Source organism: Halostella salina (assembly GCF_003675855.1).
GTDB lineage: Archaea > Halobacteriota > Halobacteria > Halobacteriales > Natronoarchaeaceae > Halostella > Halostella salina.
Genome location: NZ_RCIH01000012.1, coordinates 65,534 through 85,394, shown reverse-complemented (window position 1 = coordinate 85,394; position 19,861 = coordinate 65,534). Strand labels below are relative to the sequence as shown.

The window sequence follows — 19,861 nt, the reverse complement described above, 5'->3', positions numbered from 1 at the left end:
CTTTCGTGAAGTAAAACGACGAACCTCTTCGTTCTCAAACTGTTTCAGCAACGCCGACGCAGACACCGCCAACAACTGGCTCAGAGCGTTCAGCTTCGCATGGAATCAGCTTATCTGAACACTACCGAGTGCCAGGCGGTGTTCAGATAAGGTTTGAAAGGTGAGGCGGGACGGTTTTCAGGTGTCCATGCCGGAAAACGCCCGCCTCGGCGGTAGTATCGACCAGATCGACTTAGAGTTTGTTGAACGAGAAGCGACACCGCGCCTGCTGATGAAGCTCAGTATTCAGCTGCATCTCGCTGGATTATCGCTCTCGAATACTGTTTCTATTCTTGAGGTATTCGGTGTCGAACGGGCACGTTCCACCGTACATAACTGGGTTCACAAAGCCGATCTACAGCCCGAAGATGGACACAGCCCGGATCACGTCGCGGTTGACGAGACCGTGATCCGACTCAATGACGAGCAATACTGGCTGTATGCCGCGGTCGATCCCGACACTAACGAACTGCTGCATACACAGCTTGAACCAACCACAAACAAGGTGATCGCTCACTCGTTCTTCACGGAGCTCCGTGAGAAACACGACGTTGACGACGCCGTGTTTCTCATTGATGGCTCACTTTCGCTGAAAGACGCCTGTTCACGACACGGCCTCGATTTCAGATACGAAAAACATGGAAATCGGAACAGCGTCGAACGTATCTTTCGTGAAGTAAAACAACGAACCTCTTCGTTTTCAAACTGTTTCAGCAACGCCGACGCAGACACGGCTGACGACTGGCTCAAATCGTTCACCTTCGCATGGAATCAGCTAATCTGAACACTACCCCGTTTATTTGGCCACAAATTCGAGTGCTGCGGCTCATCACGGGAAATCTTAGCGTCGATTCAGTCTCTAGTCGACCTCACGAAGAAACCGGCCAACCGCTCTGACGAACGTCTTGGCAGTCACGACGGGGAGTGAGCGCATCTCACGATCCAACCCTGCCTTCACCAGAAAATCAGTTAGTCGCCAGAGATTGTACAGTAATGCTGCGAAGGTGAAGTTAAACAGCCGAACCCGGTAGTCTTTTGAGGATGTCTTCGGCAGGAAGGCTTTCAGCGACTTGTACTGGTTCTCGATGTCCCAGCGCCGACTGAGCTGTTCGTGACATGCCGGATCTCGTCAGGTTCGACGCGGTCACGATTCGTCACGAACACAGCGTATTTTCCGTCCGCATCGTCAGCAGTCGCCGGGACATATAGAAACTCAGCTGTGTGATGCACTCCTTTGTCAATAGCCAGCGGCACGCCGTGCTTGACCGCAGCGTCGACGTTCTCCTTGCTCTCAATCTGCTTGATCGCCTTGTAGTCGTCTTCGTACTTTGGGACTGGCGCGGTGTACAAGAGGTCTCGATCGTGAGTCTCGGCGTAGACATCGTCGCTGTAGAATCCACGGTCGAGGAGCACTTCGTCGAGACTGACATACTGCTGCGCTCTGTCTAGCAGACGGGCCACCACGTCGGCTTTCGAATCAGACGGTGTGTCGTCGGGTTCCCACTCGGAGTGTTCTTTGACCGGTTCGATTCCCAGAATGATCGGGACGTGATTGCCGACAATAGTGATCGTCGCAAATACGTATCCATACTTGAGCTCGCCATCGTTCTTGTACCCGCTGACCATCGGCGGATAGTCTGCTTCCGGAATCTGCTCTTCTTTGTCGATCCACGGCCAGACGTGGTACGGGACGTGTGTGAAGTCGATCGCGGCGACAGTGTGCTGGTCGTCGAACGGGTTCTCGTGCCGGATCGTCTGAAGGACATTCTCCGTCGCCGAATCGAAGGCATCCATGAGGACTGTTCGAAACTCTTCGGTGAACGCGACGACATCCTCAATGCTGTACTCTTGGAGCGGCTTTGGAAGGTCATTGTCAGCTGGCATCGCGAACTGCTTGATTACTCGGAGAAACGTCGAGTCGTCGCAGATGTCCTTCTCGTCAAGGAACCACCCGGCTTCACCCTCAGTGTGGGCGCTACCCTGTGTGAGGCACGCAGTGGAAAAGAGATCTAGAATGTCTTCATCCTCGTAGAGTCTGTTATCAGCTCGGTGAGAATTGAACTCGCTGAACGCGTGCCGACGAGCAAGTTCGACGAGCTTGCCGCCCTGTTCGCGGACGTGTTCGCGTGCGACTATGAGTTCGTCCCCCTCGTCAATATGATCGTCCTTATTGGGGAGGATGGGAACCCGTGCTTCCATGATAATGCCCTGGTTGACTGCTTCCTGTGCGATCCCAGTAGCTGCGGCATCAAGAATCGCCATTGTCTGGCTGCTGAGCTGCTCGTAGGCGTAGGAGAGATTCTGTTGAGTCGATGCTTTGCTCACACCCAGATCTTTCAGTAGTACCGGGCGGTTTCTCAGACGAGTTGCGGCTTCACTCTGTGTGTGGCCGTATATCTGCTGGTAGAGATAGATCCGAGCTATCACCTCGGTGCCATATGTGACCTTGTGCTGTTGACGGCGGTCAGTGAGCCCGGCTGTCGGGATCGACACTTTGCGATGACTCGCCAGAGATGATCAGTTGTCTCACAGAGCTTTGTCGCGTGGTTTACAATTGGTTCTGCAAGCGCTGGGGCGTCGTCAGTGTGTATCGAGGGAGAGACCATCGTAGCAGAGAGGGTAACTTCGCACGAATGCGGTTCCCAATCGTGGACAGACGAAGACAGCGATAGCTCCGGTTACTGGAACTTTCGGATGGCGAGGAGCGCGACCCCAGCCAGCGTGACGAGCGCCACAATGAGCCAGATACCGGGACCAGAACTCCTGGTCGTCGTCTCTGGTTGGGTCGCTGTGTCGTCTGTCGGTGGCGTCGACGGGTCCGTCTGCGTCGAGTTGTCCCTCGTGTCGTCGGGACTCGTTTCACTTCTCGTCTCGTTTTCGACGACGAGTGTCGTTGTCGCTGTCGCCGTCCGCCCGGCGTCGGTCGTAACTGTCAACTCGACAGTGTACTCACCAGCCGCTTCGGGCGTCAGCGTTGCCGTCTCGCCGGAGAGCGTCTGCTCGCCGACGGACCACTCGTAGCTGACGATCTCACCGTATGGCGCCGTGGAGTTGCTTGCGTCGAGCGTCAGTTCGCCCCCGGGAGAGATCGTTGTCGAGTTTACAGACAGGACAGCGTCCGGTGTGCCGACACCAGTAACGGCGAACGATGAGAGGCGATCAGTTGTGGCTGCCAGTCGCACTGATTCGTTGTCCTGGGAGATAACGGCCGTGTTCAGCAGCTCCCACCCTCCGTCGACTCGGCTGGTAATACGGAGGTTCGAAACGTCAGCGTCGACAGTCTGCAGTTCCGACTGCGAGACGCGTACGTGGACAGTTCCAGTCGAATTCTCGAAAGCGGACGAACCAGCCATTCGCCACGGAGCAATCATCGATCCCGGTACGTCGTCATAGAGTGACGGCGGTTCGGCGTACTCGATGACGGAGAGGTTCCCGCTCGTGTTGGTCGTGAACTGTACCGAACTGAGTGTGCTGTTCGCGGTGAAGTTCGCCGTCATCGGGCCAGTCCCGTGGTCGGCAATAGTCACTCGTTCGACTACAGTCAGGGTTGTATTCGCCGGGATTGACAGTCGCTGGCGAATCGCCGATTCGTTCTCAACGACTATCGGGTCGGACACTCGCGGCGGTGTCGGTGTCACATCAATCGTGACAGTCGCCGTGTCGTGGCCGCCGTCGCCGTCACTCACTTCGTAGGTGAACGAACCGTTCCCGGTAAACGACTCGTCGGGCGTGTAGGTGAACGAGCCATTCGCAGCGAGGTGGAGCGTCCCGTTGTCCGGGCGGGCGTGCACGGCCGCGACGAGGTCATGCGCTGGGTCGTCCGGGTCGGTGTCATTGGCGAGCACGCCGTCGGTTGCCTCGACGGTCAGCGTGCTATCCTGTGTGACGGTGTAGGTGTCGTTGGTCGCTTCTGGAGCGACGTTGACCGACCCACCGCCGGTGTCGTCGACTGTTATCACTCGCGTATCAGTATCGGTGTTACCGTTACCGTCGGTTACTCGAAGTGTCACCATGTAGGTTCCCGGGTCGTTGTAGGTGTGTGTTGGCGTCGCTCCGCTCCCCTCGTAGGTGCCGTCATCGTCGAAGTCCCACTCGTAGCTGTCGATACCGACGTTGTCCGTCGAGGCCGACCCGTCGAACTGTGTCGATTCGCCCTCGTCGGTCTCCGTGTCGCTGCCAGCTTCGGCGGCCGGGGAAGTTACGTCGACTACAGACACCGTCACGGTGTCGGTATCGCGGTTCCCGGCGGCATCCGTCACCCTGAGCGTGACATCGTACTCGCCGGGGTCTTCGAAGGTGTGCGATGGCGTCTCCCCGGTTTCCTCGTACGTGCCGTCATCGTCGAAGTCCCACTCGTACGTCTGAATCTCGTCGTTGTCCGTCGACGCCGAACCGTCGAAAGTGACCGTTTCGCCGATTCCCGCGTCGATGTCGCTGCCGGCTTCGGCGGCCGGAGCGATCACGTCGTATACTTCGACGGTCATTGTGTCCTCGTCGGTCGACCCCCACTTGCCAGTTGCCGTCAGCGTAACGGTGAACGTACCCGGTGCGGTGTATTTATGATCTACCTCTTCGCCGGTGTCCGTGGTCCCGTCACCGAAGTCCCACTCATATTTGTTGGCGCCGGTCGACCTGCTGGCGGAGAAGTTGAGTTCCTCACCGAGGCGGATCACTTCGTCTGCAGAAGCGACGGATTCGACCGGTCTGGTCAGCGGATTGGCATCCTCGTTACCCGCACCGTGATCGGCCGGGTCGTCACAGAACCCCCTGTCGTCGGCATCCGTGCAAGTCTGGCTGAGCCCGTTCCCGGTGGGCGACGCGTAGAAGTTGCCGCTGATCGTGTCGTCGGTACCGTCGGGGTCGGTGAGGCCGATGATGTTCGTTCCGGGTTCCTTGGCTGTTTCCCAGTCGTTGTCACCAGCCGACTGTAGACCGACGTTTTTGGTGTTGTTGAGGTAGTTGTCGTAGAGCAGATTGTTGTTGCTGTCCGTGTTAATCAGTCGGATGCCGGCGAAGTCGCCAGCGTTGATCTCTTGGGCGTAGCCAGTGTAGTCCTCGACCACGTTCTCCGTGTCGGTCCTGATGTAATCGCCCTCGCCGCCGACCTCGTCGATGAAGTTCTGCACCGAATCATACGAACTGCTATCGTACGGCGTCGTCCCGGCGACGTACTTGAGCACCTCCTCCGCGGTGGAATCTTCTCCGACTTCGAGACCCACCGTGACGAAGCGGATTTCACTGTCTTTCTTGGCAGCGTCCGCCGCATCGTAGGTGCCACTTTTATACCTAGGTTGGCCATCGCCGATCAGCATCACCGTCTTTTCCGCATCCGGACGCCCGTTCTCGTTGAGTTCGGTTTCGGCCGTCGCTATCGCCTCCTTCATCGGCGTGCCTCCATTGGGGTTAAATCGGTCGATGGTGCTGTTCAGTGCGTCCGCGTTGCCGTCTTTCGACTGCAAGGGTTCTTGCACCGTGGCGCTAGTGTCGTTGAACGACACGACGCCGATGTTGGTGTCGTCACCGTAGACGCCGACGGCGGCTTTCCCGGCAGCCTTGGCGGCGTCCATTTTTCGAAGATTAGCCATTGACCCGGACGAGTCGATGGCGATGATGACGTCGTTTTTCGTCTCGCTTTCGCCGTCCGCGTATCGCTGTCTGCCCTCCGCAGCAGTCAGATCCTGGAGGTTGTGTTCGATCCGGTTGTGTGTGATAACGTTGCTGTTGCTGTCGTCCAGCAGGATGCCTTCCAGATTGTTGTCCGATATCGTCGAGTTCGCCACGCGGCTGTCGGACACGTCGGTAAAGGCGATACCCTGACTCAGGCTCCCCCTGATCGTCGTGTCGTTGACCACGAGATTCGAGACGCCCCCGGCTTCGACGCCAGCCAGGTAGTTCTCGACGGTGAAGCCGTCGATGGTGACATCGTCGATCCCCGTGATTTCGAAGCCGAAGTCGTCGACAGTCGAACCGTCGAGAACAACGTCGCCGCGTGCCTCGAGGTTCACCGACTTGTCGATTATCACCGATTCCGCGTACGTTCCGGACTTGACGAGGACCGTGTCGCCCGGATCGGCGTTGTCGACACCCGCCTGAATCGTCTCGTACGGGTCGGACTGACTGCCGTCGGGGCTGTTAGTGGTGCTGGCTTCGTCGACGTAGATCGTCTCAGGGATAGACGAGACTCTCACTGTCGTCCGATTGCTCGCGTTTGCGGTGGCAACTGTTACCGCACCGCTGCCAGCAACGCCGCTGGTCGTCTCCCACGACAGCGTGACCGAGTCGTTGGACGCGCCGCTGTCGAGCGTGACCGACGTACTGTCCTGCTGGCTGTTGCTGAACCCGGTGTCGGTCAGCGTTACCGACTGGCTGCCAGCGGCTCCCCAGTTGGTGACGTTGGCGGTCACGTCCAGCGTCTCGCCTCCGGTGACCGGGCTGGTGGTCGACGTGGTGTTGACCGCGTAGTAGGGGTCGGTAGCGGCCCAAGCGAGCGTGGGGTAGCCCTCGGTTGCGTGCCACGTCTCCGTGAACGCGAGGCGGTGCATCTCGGAGACGGCAGCTGAGCCCTGCATTTCCGGTGCGGGCACGGTATCACTCGTGTCACCGAAGCCAGTGAGGTCGGTGCCACTCCCAGAACCGATTGCGTCGGACTGGTTCGTGGTTCCCCTGTCCCAGTAGCTGTCGGTAACGTTGCTGTTCGATTTGCTGCCAACGAGACCGCCCACGTTGGAATCGCTACTGCCAGTAACATCGCCGGTCGCGTACGACTCGGTGATGTTGCCGTTCAAACTGATAGTCCCGACGAGACCGCCCACGTTGGAATCGCTACTGCCAGTAACATCGCCGGTTGCGTACGACTCGGTGATGTTGTCGGAATACATGGACCCGACGAGACCGCCCACGGCACCATAGTCTCCGGTGCCGTTGACAATGGCGGTCGCGTACGACTCGGTGATGTCGACGCCGCTGTTGAATCCGACGAGACCACCCACTTTGTCGCCGCCGGTGATTTCGCCGGTCACGTACGACTCGGTGATGTTGCCACCGGATGTTCTCCCGACGAGGCCGCCCACATCTGAACCAATATCGGAGCCGGTGATGTCGGCGTTCTCAACACCGACGTGTTCGACACGTCCATCGTCAACGTACCCAAACAGCCCGATATTTGTCGAACTCCGGTCGATGAACAGGTTCGAAACCGTGTGGTTGCCGCCGTCGAACCTGCCTGTGAACGCGGTGCTGGAATCCACACCGACCGGGGCGAAGCCCTTCGGATCATCACTCTCGTTGTACCACTCGTCGGTCGCCGAGGCGTCGATATCGTTTGCAAGTTCGTAGTGTGCGTCGCGGTCGTTGGCCATCGACTGGAGTTCGATGGCGTCCGTGATCTCGTAGGGATCGCCCTCGCCCCCGTCGCCATCGAGCCGCGAGGGGTCGCCCGCGTCGAGGGTGACGGTCGCCGTCGTCGTCACGCTCGCGTCCTCCGACAGCTCAAAGTCGACATCGTACGCGCCGAGTGTCGCGTCCTCGAAGGCAAATGTCGCGTTGCCGTCAGCGTCGGTAGTGACGGTCTCGCCAACAGCGAGTCCACCGAGACTGTCGTTCGCTGCTATGTCGACATCCTCGCCCGCGAGTTCGTTGCCGTCCCCGTCGGTGACGGTTGCGGTGAGTTCACCCTGCTCGCCACCCGTTTCGGTCACGTCGTCGACGTCGACGGCGGCGGGATCGGCCGTCTCAATGGTCACGGTTGCGGTGTCGTTGATGTCCGTGTCGTCGTCCCACGCGAATTCGAGGTCGTAGTCGTCGGCGGTCGTCTCGTTGAAGGTGAACGTCGCGTTGCCGTTTTCGTCGGTGACCGCGGTGGTGTCCTCGGGCAACTCGTCGAGGCTGTCGTTTTCGAGGACCCTGACGGTAACGCCCTCCCCGGCGGTAGTTCCGCCTTCGTTCGCGGTGACGTTGATGTCGGTCTCGTCTCCGACGCTGGTGGTCGTGTCGGGAGCCTCAACCGAATCAACGGTGAGTTCATCGACCGACTCCCACGCGAGACGCGGGTAATCATCGGTGACGATCCACGTTTTGGGACTCTCGAAGGACAATTGATCCATAGTGACGAGCGGGGCAAACCGCTGCATTTCTGGTGCGGGGTCGGGGTCGCTCGCGTCACCGAAACCCACGAGATTCGATTTCGTGCCAAGTTCAGAACCGATTGCATTGGACTGATTCGTGGTTCCCCTGTCCCAGTAGCTGTCGGTAACGTTGCCTTCGTAATGAAACCCCACGAGGCCGCCCGAGGTGCTCCCGTCAACGTCGCCTGTCGCGTACGACTCGGTGACGTTGCCGGAACTGAATCCGACGATGCCGCCCGGGCTGCTCCCGTTAACATCGGCGGTCACGTACGATTCGGTGATATGGCCGTTGTTGGCATTGAATCCGACGAGGCCACCCACATCTTCGTCGCCGGAGACGGTGCCGGTCACGTACGACTGGGTAACGTTGCCCTCGAAGTTGTTCCCGACGAGGCCGCCTACATCCTTGTTTCCGGTGATGTCGACATCCTCAATGCCGACGTTCTCGACAGTCCCACCACCGTCAACGTAACCGAATAGCCCGACTGAATCCGAACTCCGGTTGATAGACAGATTCGAGATTGTGTGGCCGCTGCCATTGAATGTGCCCGTGAACTCGTCGCCATCAGAATCCTCACCGATAGGCTTGAAGCCCTTGTCGCCGTTCGCGCTCGCATTCGCCACCGAGTCGTAGCCGTCGGTCGACTTGTTGAGGTCGTTGGCCAGCGTGTAGTTCGCCGTCAGATCCTCTCGTATTGTATTGAGACCGTTCCAATCGGTGATCTCGTAGGGATTGGAAGCCGTGCCGCTCCCACCGCTGAACACCGACTGTAGGCCCGGTTCCGGCGACTGCGCGTTAGCCTGCAGGTACGGGTAGGAGACGTACGTCCCGTTGGCAACCACTGCCCACGTGGACCCGAAGTCGAACCCGGTGAGGCTCTCGTTTCCTTTGAGTTGACTGGTCGTCAATCCGTTCGCGTCTGGACTCCCGGTAGAACTGGACAGGGTGGTGGTTTCGGTGTTCCAGTAGGCGTCCTCGACGGTCGCGCCGCCACTGTTCGCACCGACGAGACCGCCGACGTTCGTCGCACCTTCCGCATCAACCTCGCCGATTGCGTACGACTTGTTCACGACGGTTTCGGCACTGTTGGCCACAGTGTTGTTGCCGACGAGTCCACCGATTGCCGTCCCCGAGCCTGTGACCGGGCCAGTCGCATAGGTATTGCTGACTGTCGCACTATAATTGGGAGAGACAAACAATTGCTCCCTGTCGGTGTTTTGCCCGATCAGGCCGCCGACCTCCGAGGAGCCGTTCACAGCACCTGTTGCATACGACTGATTGACTGTTGCACCATCATTAGTACCGACGAGGCCGCCCACATTGTTGGAGGCGTTGAGGTCGCCGGTCGCGTTCGAGTTGGTGACAGTACTGATATCATTTTCACCAACGAGACCGCCAACGAAATTAGAACCGTTGACATCGCCGGTCGCATACGAGTCAGTGATATCACTGGCGAGGAAATTGCTCCCGGTGAGGCCCCCCACTTTGGATTGGCCGTTAACATCGCCAGTTGCATACGATCCAGTGATGTTACCGGCACTGGTTCGCCCAACGAGACCGCCAACGAGATTGGAGCCGTTGACCGTGCCGGTCGCATACGATTTTTCGATGTCACCGTTGTTGTTGAATCCGACGAGACCGCCCACCTTCTCGGAACCGTCAATTCCAACGGTCGCATACGAGTCGATGACCGTGCCACGATTTTCGCCGACTAGCCCGCCAACATTGTCGGTACCGTTGACGGTGCCAACCGAAGACGAGCTTGTAATCTTGCCCGTGTTGGAGCCGACCAGCCCGCCGACGTTATCGGTGCCGTTCGCGGTTCCTTCGACCGTAACGTTCTCGATAGTTCGCGTCGCTCGGTGTTCGCCCGCCAGTATTCCGACATTGTTCTGACCGGTCACGTCAGCGTTCCGTACTGTCAGATTGGCGACTATTGCATCCGTACCCACGTCACTGAACAGTCCTACGCTATCCGTGCTCGTGCGGTTGATCGTCAGCCCGCTGATCTCGTTTCCGTTCCCGTCGAAGGCTCCCGTAAACGCATCCGACTGTCCGATGGGGTCAAAGCCCTTGCCGCCGTTCGCGCTCGCACTTGCTACGTCATCGTAGCCGTCAGTCGACTCGTCGAGATCGGCTCCGAGCGTGAAGTTCGCACTCAGATCATTGCGGACGTTGTCGAACTGATCCCAGTTGGTAATCTCATAGGGATTGCCGTCGCTGCCGTCGCCGGCGGCGAACCGTTCTTCGATGGTCACCGACTCAGTGTCAGTATTATTCTCACTAGCGACGGTGATATCGCCGGTATCAGCGTCACCGGTCGTTGTTTCCCATGTGAGAGCAACCGAGTCGTTGGATTCCCCACCATCAAGGGTCACATCGACTGAATCCTGCTCACTATTGGTGAAGCCAGTGTCGGTGAGGTTGATTGTCTGTGTGGCTTCCGCATCACCAGTGTTTGTCACGTTCGCCGTCACTGCAAGCGTCTCATCCTCGATCACCGGATCGTTCGTATCGGTGATGTTTACCTCGAAGAAGGCCGATTCCTCAAAGGTCACTGACTCAGTATCTGTGTCGTTCTCGCTGGCGACAGTCAGATCGCCACTGCCGGTGTCGTCAGCAGAGGTGTCCCAATCGAGTTGGACTGTTGTGTTCTCGCCGCTCGTGAGGCTCACTGACTCGCTGTCTTGCTGTTCGGTGCTGAATCCGGTGTCAGTCAGCGTGATCGACTGTGGGCTACCGTCGGCAGCCCAGTTAGTGACGTTGGCGATCACGGTGAGCGTCTCGCCTTCGCTCACTGGTGTGTTCGTGTCTTCGATGGTCACGCCGTAGAATGGATCAGTATCCTGCCACGCGAGATCGGGATAGGAAGCAGTTGCGTGCCACGTATCGGTGAACGCGAAGCCAGCCATGGTGTCAGTGGCGTTCGCGCCGGTTATCTCTGCGGTCGTTAGTCCGGTTCCGCCACCGCCATTGCTCTGTCCCGTCGACTCTGTATCCCAATAGGAATCTTCGACAGTGCCAGAACCGTCCCCAACGAGCCCACCAATATCAGAAGAGCCACTGACACTACCGGTCGCATACGACTCACGTATTGTACTCCCGGAACCGCTTCGGCCGACGAGTCCGCCAACATCAGATGAGCCATCAACACTCGCAGTCGCATACGACTCGTGTATCGTACCGAGGGCGTGGTAGCCGACCAATCCGCCATCGATACCTTCGCCCACGACACTGCCGGTCACATATGTTTCACGTATCGTTCCACCCTGGACAAATCCGGCCAATCCGCCACTGGCATCGTCACCAGTACTGTCTATATCCACGTTCTCAACACCCACATTCTCGATTGTGGCAGAAATGACACTGCCAAAGAGTCCGACAGGAGTCTGCCCGTTATTGGTGTTTCTGTCGATAGAAAGATTAGAAATCGTGTGATTGTCGCCATCGAACGTCCCTGAAAACACAGTGTTAGCATCACCAATCGGGTCGAACCCGTTGCCGCCGTTGGCCGTCGAATTGGCCACCTCGTCGTAGCCGTCGGTCGACTCGTCGAGATCGTTCACGAGAGTATAGTTCGCACTCAGGTCATCGCGGACGTTATCGAGGTGCGTCCAGTTTGCGATCTCGTAGGGATCGGTATCGGAGCCGTTGCCGTCTGCAAACTGCTCTTGAGCGGCTACCGATCCTGGCAGAACCGCCATCCCGCCAAACACCAGTCCAACCGTCAGCAACACGACGAGTAATCCCCGGTGTCGACGCCAGCGGGTTGTCATTGGTCCACCCCTACTGGCGGATTCATCGGTGTTCCTCCCGGAAGTAAACCAGTGACATGCATCGGATTCGCGTCTCGAAGGTTCGATGCAGCCACGGCTCGTACCGAGACTGTTGGTGCAGCGAAACCATTCACCGAGAACTCCCCCGATTGAACAGTCCTGAACAGTTGCATTTGTATCAAGCAAGTTCGTTGCCCTGCTGGCTCCCGACGCCAGAGTGCCACTCTCATTACCTGTCTGACTCGTCGCTATCTGGATAACAAGCATACCAGCATGCGGTAAATAATTATTAGATATATTATATTCATCACCCTGTTCGAATACAAAGCCGACTTGTACGGCTGTCACGTCGTCCAAGTCGAAGCCAGAGGCACGACCAAAGAATGCGCGTCGTGCGGTGTGGAGACAGCGAAATCCATCTGGGTCAGAGAACACTCCTGTCCGCCGTGTGGATTTGAGACGGACAGGGACGCGAATGCAGCGATGAACGTCTTACAGAGAGGCTTTTCTGAATTAGGGCTGGGATGGCCCGAAGACACGCCCGTGGAGACTGTGACCGCTACGGACACGACTCACTTCGAGTCCGTGTCTGCAAGTCACGTCGTGGAAACGGGAAGCCTCGGGGCTCGACCCCGAGGCGATTCACGTAGTAGCCAAACGCATCAGAACTGCGCCGGTCCAGTTACGACTGGTCGTCGGAGACGGAGACGGAGACGGAGACGCCGGTGATCTCAAAGCGTGCACCGCCGTCCTCGCTCTCGGTCATCTCAACGACCCAGCCGTGACCGTCGACGATGCGACGGACGATGGCCAGGCCGAGGCCGGTAGTGTCGCTGCCGGTGGTGAAGCCGCGCTCGAACGCCGCGTCGGCGTCCGATTCAGGAATGCCCGGACCGTCGTCGGCGACGTAGAATCCATTGGAGAGGACACCCGCGGTGATACTGACCGGTTCGGTCTCGCCTGCACCGTGTTCCACGGCATTAGACAGCAGGTTTTCGAGGAGCTGCCGCAGCCGGTCGCGGTCGGCTTCGATGGTGGCTGTCGACTCGACAGTCAGCGATCCGGATGGCGACTCGACGGTTCGCCACGCCTCGCGGACCACGGCCTCAAACTCGACCGCTTCCACGTCACCCACGCGCTTGCCCTGGCGTGCGAGCTCCTCCAGTTGATCGATCAGGCTCTGGACTCGCGTCGTCGCGTCGTAGATGTCTTCGGCGTGTGACGTGTCACCGGTCATCTCGATGAGTCTGGCCTTGTTCTCGACGACGCCCAGTGGTGTAGCCACGTCGTGACTGACGACGCTGGCGAACTCGTCGAGGAACTCGTTTTTGCGCTCGAGTTCGCGCTCGCGGCGCTTCTGGGCGGTGATGTCGTGCAAGACGAGGACCCGCCCGCGCTCGAAATCGTCCCCGATGGGTGATATCGTCAGCGTGAAATGTCGCTTTTCGCCGTCGACGGTCGCCGACAGTTCCCGCTCGTTGTCGGCGCTGTCTTCAAGGTGCTGGTCGATGGCTGGCCCGAGCGGGTCGAAAAACGCTCGCACTGCCAGACCGAACCAGTCGTCACCGACATCGAACAGCCGCCGTGCAGTTCCGTTGCAGTCGATGACGCGGTTGTCCTCATCGAGTGTCACTACGGCGTCGGTCATCTGCTCCATCGCGGTCCGGCGCGCGACGGGCACGATATCCAAGAACTGCCCCCGGTACAGAACTACCGCGAACACGAACGCGGAGACGAGAAACCCGAACGGCGAGAGGTCGTAGCGCACGATATCGGCCACCGTCACGAGATTCGAGACGATGATCGGGACGGCGGCGAGCGCGAGCAGGGCGTTCTGGGTCCGCCTGGCACCCGTCGACAGGAGGGCATCCCCCGCCAGCAGCCCGATCGAAACGACCGCAAGGAGATAGCTCACGCCGCCGTGCAGCCAGAACCCGAGGTTCGGTTCGGGACGCAACAGTACATCGTCCAACGCAGTTCCGGAACCGAACACAAACTGGGCCGGGTTCGTCCAGATCAGGAGTTGCATCACGACCAACCAGCCACCGAGGACCGCCAGCAGGCGGCCCGTGAGGGTTCCTCGCCCCGTGATTTCCATCGCGAGCAACAGCCAGCCGATGGCCGCGAGTTCCACACCCAGCAGGGCAGTTCTGTACGCCAGAAACGAAGGACCGAAACCGGCGGTGAAATTGTCCCCAGCCAGTCCGGTGGCCCACAGGAACACACCGAGTGTGAACACGACGAAGCTCCAGCTTCCCGACTTGTCCCGGTTCCTGTACCCGATCCATACGAAAAGCAAGGCGACGGCCCCAGCGACGGCCTGTATCGTGCCGACGAAATAGGGATCGAGTGCCACGATGAAAAGTTGCTGGTTCGCTTATGATTAGACTTGGGGATGCCAAACACCGCAGACAACCAGCGTACGCTGGTGGTGGGTTTATTCCCCGTCGGCCCAGTCTGTACTAGCATGTATGGTCTGTCGCACAGCCACCCGGGAACACGGGTACAACTGACACCCAACGAGCGTTTCGTGAACACGAGACCAGACCGATGAGTGAAATGAATGGGAAATCGGCGACTGGTGAGTCTGTAGTCGACCACACGGATATCTGCGTCCTGTTGATAGACGACGACGAGACGTGGGTGAGTTCGACTGCAGAGATACTCGACCACCAGCGAGAGTCCTTTGTAGTCAGGACGGCAACCGACATCGAGACTGCCTCGTCGACCATCACCGAGATAGATCCAGATTGTGTAGTATGTGACTTCCAGCTCGAAGCCGCGACCGGACTTGACCTCCTCGCTGACCTCCGCGATCAGGGTGACGACAGACCATTTGTGCTCATCACTGGCCAAGGCAGCGAGTCGGTCGCCAGCGAGGCCATCGGAAATGAAGTGACCGACTACATCCCAAAGCGGTCGTTGGGCGGGCGCAACGACCTGCTGGCACGCCGCATCGAACAGGCCGTCGAATCCTACCGGACCCGACAGGCCCTCGCTCGCGAACGTCGGAGCAAGGACGCGATGCTTGATATCGTGACGTCGACGTCCTCCCGGGAGGAACTGCTTCAACAATTCTGTTCCCACCTCGTGCGGGAACGGAACTACGATGGGGCCTGGCTGGGCACGACTGGTCGCGGGGACGGGATCGTTCCGCGTGCCGTAGCCGGAATTGACGAGTACGTCGACGCCGCAATCGAACCGGGAACATCACCGGAGAGCGGAAGCGAGCCGGCACTGGTCGCACTCGCCAACGCGGAGCCACACGTCATTACGGACGTGGAGAGTGCGACAACGACGGCGGAGTGGCGGACGGATGCCGCCGAAGCCGGTCTCGCGAGCACCGCGGCGGTCCCACTCACACACGATGGGGCGACCGTCGGCGTGCTGGCGGTTTACAGCTCGACGCCCGGATTCGACCCCGAATCGGTGGTGTTGCTCGAAGAATACGGCGAGACCATCGGCTACGCGTTGCGTTCAACCGAGTGGCGCGAATCATTACTCTCGCCAACGCCCGTTGCAATCGAGTTCGACCTCCGTGACGAAAGCATCCCACTTGTCGCCGTTGACCACGTCCTTCCTGATTCATCGAAGTTGACTGTGTTGACGACAGTTCCGAGGGCAAACACACTGTTGTATGTTTTGCGTGCGAAGGGGATAACTGCTTCAGATATCCGCGATTCCGTTTCCGGACTCAACGCTGTCGCAGACTGGACGGTCACCCAAGTCGAAGAGCCACCCCGATGTGAAATTGAGGTCAAACTACCAACACCCGAGACGGTGCTGAGCAACCATGGTGGCCGCATCGTCGATGTAATGGCCGACCACGGCGGCGTCTCGATTACAGTCGTCGGCCAAGACGAAACCGAGATGCGGACTCTCGTTGACGCGGTCACCGAAACCTACCCCGACGCGAGCGTCCGCTCGGTCCGCAGTGCCAAGACGGTCACGCAGCAACCACAGCGGTCGGACCCACTCGCGTCGCTGACGGTCAAACAGCGCCGCGCACTCGAACTCTCATACTTTAACGGGTACTTTGAGCGGCCCCGCGAACACGATACTTCCGAAGTGGCGGAAAAGCTCGGAGTCAGTCGTCAAACACTCACACAACATCTCCGGGCTGGCCAGCGGAAAATCCTCTCAGCGCTGCTCGAAAGGGCAAACACGTCGACAACCCATTACGAGTGAGTTTCGACTTAGTGTCTTCTGATTGGTGGTTTGTAGAAATATAGATCCCGAACTTGTGGTGGAGCGAGGCCGAGATCTTGTATACCGATATACGACATACATTCTACTGTAATGTGGAGTTCCAGCGTTAAAAGACTCTATACCCCCGAATTCTCCCGATGGCTCGAATACTACAAGGGGTCCTGATTATGCCAATAATCACGACTACTTTGAAGTACACTAATGCTGCAATCGCCTCACGACGGTGCTTCCCCCGAGGTAGAGGTACTGAGACCGGACTTCGAATTTGCTGTGGTTCCGCTCACCTACGTCGAAGAACTGGCGGAATATAGTAATTCGATATAGAACGAAGGACCTCAATCTATATTTGGATAGAGCGTGAACGGTAACGTATGACCGAAGACGAATCGAGTTCCGAGGAAGGAATCATGGACAGCCAAACCACAGGTGAAGATCGGGTCCGGATGGTCGCCCGACAGCTGTCGGAGCCGCGCACGGTCAACTGGATCGCCTCTGAAGCGGGCTGGTCACACGAGCCGACCAAGCGTGTCCTCAAACGGCTCGTCGACGACGGGATCCTCCATCGCGACGACAGCGGGACGCACACTACGTACTACCCCGATTACCGGCGTCAGGCGATGCAGGAGGCGATGCGCCTCCGGGACAGCGGACACACTGTCGAGGAGCTCACGGACCGTCTCGCCGACATGAAGGCGCAGATCCGCGACTGGGAGGACGAATTCGACGTTGAGTCACCGAACCAGCTTCGCGGAACGCTCGCCGAGGAGGGTCTCGACGCCGACGAAGAAGACAGACGCCGTAAAATCGCCCACGAGTGGGAACACCTCCAACGGCGCATCGAAATCGTCGGCTTCGCCATCCGCGAATGGGACTTTCTCACGCCGACGACAGAACCCGGTGAGGCCAGCAGCTAACGGATGTCGGTCCCACATCCAGGTGGTGATCCGAACGCGAACCTCTACGCCCAACTGAAGCGAGACGTCCTTGACCGAGTGCCACAGATTTCGGCAGTCGAGTACGCTCCTGACGATATCGAGGCCAAGCAGTTGCGGGCGATCTTCGATCCGGCCCGCCTGGATCCCCCGACAGGCCCTGATTCGCCGGAACTGTCCGTCAAGTGGTATCGACAGGACCCACACGATTGGTTCCGCATCAATTACACCGACCCGAACACGGGCTTTCACGCCGGCTGGCACCAGGACGGAGACCATCCCGATCTGGGACGGACGCATTTCCAGTACTCAGTCGCCGATACAGAGGACCGCTGGGGGATCACATTCGAACACGAGACTCCCTCCCTGATTCTCTGGGAAATCGTCGAAGAGCTCCTCAAGGACGTTCGTCCGACCTACCAGTACGAGAACGAAGAATTATGACACCCCGAGAACGCACCGATCAGTCTCTCGCGAGTTCCTTCGAGCGCTACCTCCAGGACAAGGGGAAAGGCCGCGGTGGCGACAGCGGGAACTATCGACGCAACGCTGCGCGCGAGCTGGAGCGATTCGCTGAGTGGGCCGCCGGCGACCAGGGCGACGACTGGACCGGCATCGTCCCTGACGACGTCGACCGGGAGCCGACTTTCGACGACCTCGACGAACGCGTGTTCCGGGAGTACGCCCGACATCTCAGTGGAGTCGGGGACTCAAGCAGAACACGGTACAAACCTATGACCGCTATATCTCTGCGTGGTGCGTGTGGTGTGTCAACGAGGGGTATCTAGAGGCGCACTACGCCCAGCGGGCGAGTGCGATGGCGCCGCTGCCGGAAGACGACGGCCGCAAGCCCGGCGACCAGCAGGCCTGGACGTCAGAACAGCGCCACGCCCTCACCCGCCACGTCGACGAACGTGCACGCGACGCCGTCGAGGCGTACACGACACTTCCAGAGGAGACTGCCCCCCTCGAGAAGCAGCGAGCGCGCTACGCGGCGCTGAAGGCGGCTCGTGACCGAGCTCTGGTGTTCGTCCTCGCGTACACAGCTGTCCGCGTTGGGGAACTCCTCCGGGATCCAAACGATCCGCGCCGGCGCGGCGTCCGCTGGGAGGACCTCTCGCTCGATGACGGGAGTATGGACGTCTACCGAAAGAAACAGCAATGGGACGCAGCGAGCCACCCTGACCCGGTGATTTCGCCGCTGCGGAGCTACCGCCAGCTGCTGGACCCACCGACGGAGCGCTGGCCGGTGTTTCCGACGTTCGACCAACGGACGCTGGCGACGCTCGTACAAGACGAGCTGAGCGAGCGAGGCGATCAGCCGGATGTAATCGACAAGCGGCGTAACGAGTACGCTCGTGACCTTCTGTTGGCGCTTGACGAGGATGTGCGACCCCCGTCGATCACGACCGATGGTGCCCGGTCGATCCTCCAGCGACTTTCAGAGGAAGCGGATATCGACATCGCCCATCCGAAGCACGACTATCTCGCCCCCACGGAGGTCGACGTGGGATGGGTGAGGTCCTCGTCCGGGCCTTCGGGTACACGGTCGCAGCTCGATATCTCGACAACTCTGAGGAAATGGTTCGTGAACGATATTCGCATATTGAGGCGGGTGAATTAGGTGATGTCGCTACAGAGGCACTCAACGAGATTGATTCGCAAGCTGAGCTATCTACTGACGGGTGAGGGAGCTCTTCATATCCGCCGATATTGATTACCTTCCGTTTAAATTTTCCCCTATGACGACTGAGAAAACGGATTCGAAAAACGCAACTGCAGATTCTGATTCAGAGACTGGCTCAGATACCCCTGATTTGAATCCAGAAACACTCAAATTACTTCGAGATGATCTCCAGCGTACACACCAAGAATCGCTTACAAACGTTGGTGAACTATCGACTAAGGCCACCCGCATCATTCAGCTGAATGGGCTTGTTCTCACTATACTCGCTTCTGTCGCATCACAAATCACACTTTCTGAATACCTGAATAGGGGGTCACTGATATCGGTATCTGCTTTCGTTTGTTCGATACTCCTCGCCGGTATAGCATTCCGGAATAAGCCCGTCAAAACAGGCCCACAAAAGTCCCTTGCAGAGGATACTATCGAGAATAATTTCTCCGAGACCCAGTATCACCTTCAGGTCACATATCGTGGATAGGCTAAATGGATCGAGGAGGCTGACCAAGTCATCACCGAACGGGCGAAGTTCAGTCAATGGGCAATCTATAGCTTTATTCTCGGCATTCTCGCTCTTCTCGCCGGGATCGTTTTGTCCCTTGATATCTGCAATTACAGTATATGCCAACCGATGATGAGCCTTCTTTGAATGCCGACGAAATCGTCGACGAAATTCTTCCGGATGATGTTAATGATCCAATGGCTGCAGTCGCCCAGAAAAGCGACAGCCCAGCCGAGAACTCCTCGTCCGCGAGTCGTTCTCTGAACTCATCGAGAGAACTGACGTCGTACTCCGCAGCCAACGCTTCCTGTTGCTCCTTCAGTTCCGTGAGTTGACTCTCCAGTTCGTCACGCCTCGTCGTAGGCGAGGTCTTGGAGGTACGTTTTCCGCGTTTCACCGTGTTCTCATCCGATCTGGCTGCTGGTGTAGCAGGCAGTTTGCCACTCGTTGATGGTGGCATCGAGCAGTTGCTTCTGATCGCGGGTGAGGATGGGGGGGATAATTGCGGTGCGCCTTAGGTAGCTGTCCGCCACGAGTTTCGATAGATAGTAAAGGTACTCAGTAGTCGGTGGGCTTGTGGCAGCGGGCGTCGGCT

8 protein-coding genes and 3 pseudogenes are annotated in these 19,861 nt (G+C 58.5%); 7 read left to right on the top strand and 4 right to left on the bottom strand.

Annotation, left to right across the window (positions count from 1 at the left end; genetic code table 11):
• The first annotated feature begins 187 nt into the window (after positions 1 to 187).
• On the top strand, positions 188 to 823 hold the full coding sequence (locus D8896_RS18590) for an IS6 family transposase (RefSeq protein ID WP_121823606.1): 636 nt from the start codon (positions 188 to 190) through the stop codon (positions 821 to 823).
• Between the two features lie 75 nt (positions 824 to 898).
• Here D8896_RS18590 and D8896_RS18585 read toward each other — a convergent pair.
• A pseudogene (locus D8896_RS18585) lies at positions 899 to 2,645 on the bottom strand (transposase).
• A gap of 72 nt (positions 2,646 to 2,717) precedes the next feature.
• Entirely contained in the window at positions 2,718 to 11,939 is a 9,222-nt protein-coding gene (locus D8896_RS18580) for a PKD domain-containing protein (protein WP_162991657.1), read from the bottom strand.
• Positions 11,940 to 12,242: 303 nt separating this feature from the next.
• Between D8896_RS18580 and D8896_RS18575 the strand changes: the two are divergent.
• Positions 12,243 to 12,668 (top strand): annotated as a pseudogene (locus tag D8896_RS18575) (zinc ribbon domain-containing protein); the annotation flags it as partial.
• On the opposite strand, the gene D8896_RS18570 reads toward D8896_RS18575, so the two are convergent.
• A complete protein-coding gene (locus tag D8896_RS18570; protein WP_121823604.1) occupies positions 12,622 to 14,295 on the bottom strand; it encodes a histidine kinase N-terminal 7TM domain-containing protein in 1,674 nt (557 codons plus the stop codon). The pseudogene D8896_RS18575 and the gene D8896_RS18570 overlap by 47 nt on opposite strands.
• 263 nt (positions 14,296 to 14,558) lie before the next feature.
• On the opposite strand from D8896_RS18570, the gene D8896_RS18565 reads away from it, so the two are divergent.
• The 5 genes and pseudogenes from D8896_RS18565 (at position 14,559) to D8896_RS19680 (ending at position 19,245) form a co-directional block, all read left to right on the top strand.
• Positions 14,559 to 16,127, top strand: a complete 1,569-nt coding sequence (locus tag D8896_RS18565; RefSeq protein WP_162991656.1) for a bacterio-opsin activator domain-containing protein — start codon at positions 14,559 to 14,561, stop codon at positions 16,125 to 16,127.
• 392 nt (positions 16,128 to 16,519) lie between these two features.
• Positions 16,520 to 17,062, top strand: coding sequence for a DUF7342 family protein (locus D8896_RS18560; RefSeq protein WP_121823602.1), 543 nt, complete (start codon positions 16,520 to 16,522; stop codon positions 17,060 to 17,062).
• A 3-nt stretch (positions 17,063 to 17,065) separates the two neighbouring features.
• Complete coding sequence (locus D8896_RS18555) at positions 17,066 to 17,524, top strand: hypothetical protein (protein ID WP_121823601.1); 459 nt, start codon at positions 17,066 to 17,068, stop codon at positions 17,522 to 17,524.
• Positions 17,521 to 18,769: pseudogene (locus tag D8896_RS18550) on the top strand (phage integrase SAM-like domain-containing protein). Before D8896_RS18555 ends, D8896_RS18550 begins: the two are co-directional and overlap by 4 nt.
• The gene (locus tag D8896_RS19680; RefSeq protein ID WP_162991655.1) at positions 18,766 to 19,245 is read left to right on the top strand and encodes a hypothetical protein; all 480 of its coding nucleotides are present in this window, start codon (positions 18,766 to 18,768) and stop codon (positions 19,243 to 19,245) included. The pseudogene D8896_RS18550 and the gene D8896_RS19680 overlap by 4 nt, the downstream one beginning before the upstream one ends.
• Positions 19,246 to 19,318: 73 nt before the next feature.
• Here D8896_RS19680 and D8896_RS20225 read toward each other — a convergent pair whose 3' ends face one another.
• Positions 19,319 to 19,726: a DUF7342 family protein gene (locus tag D8896_RS20225; protein ID WP_449404873.1), complete on the bottom strand. Its 408-nt coding sequence runs from the start codon at positions 19,724 to 19,726 to the stop codon at positions 19,319 to 19,321.
• Positions 19,727 to 19,861 lie beyond the last annotated feature (135 nt).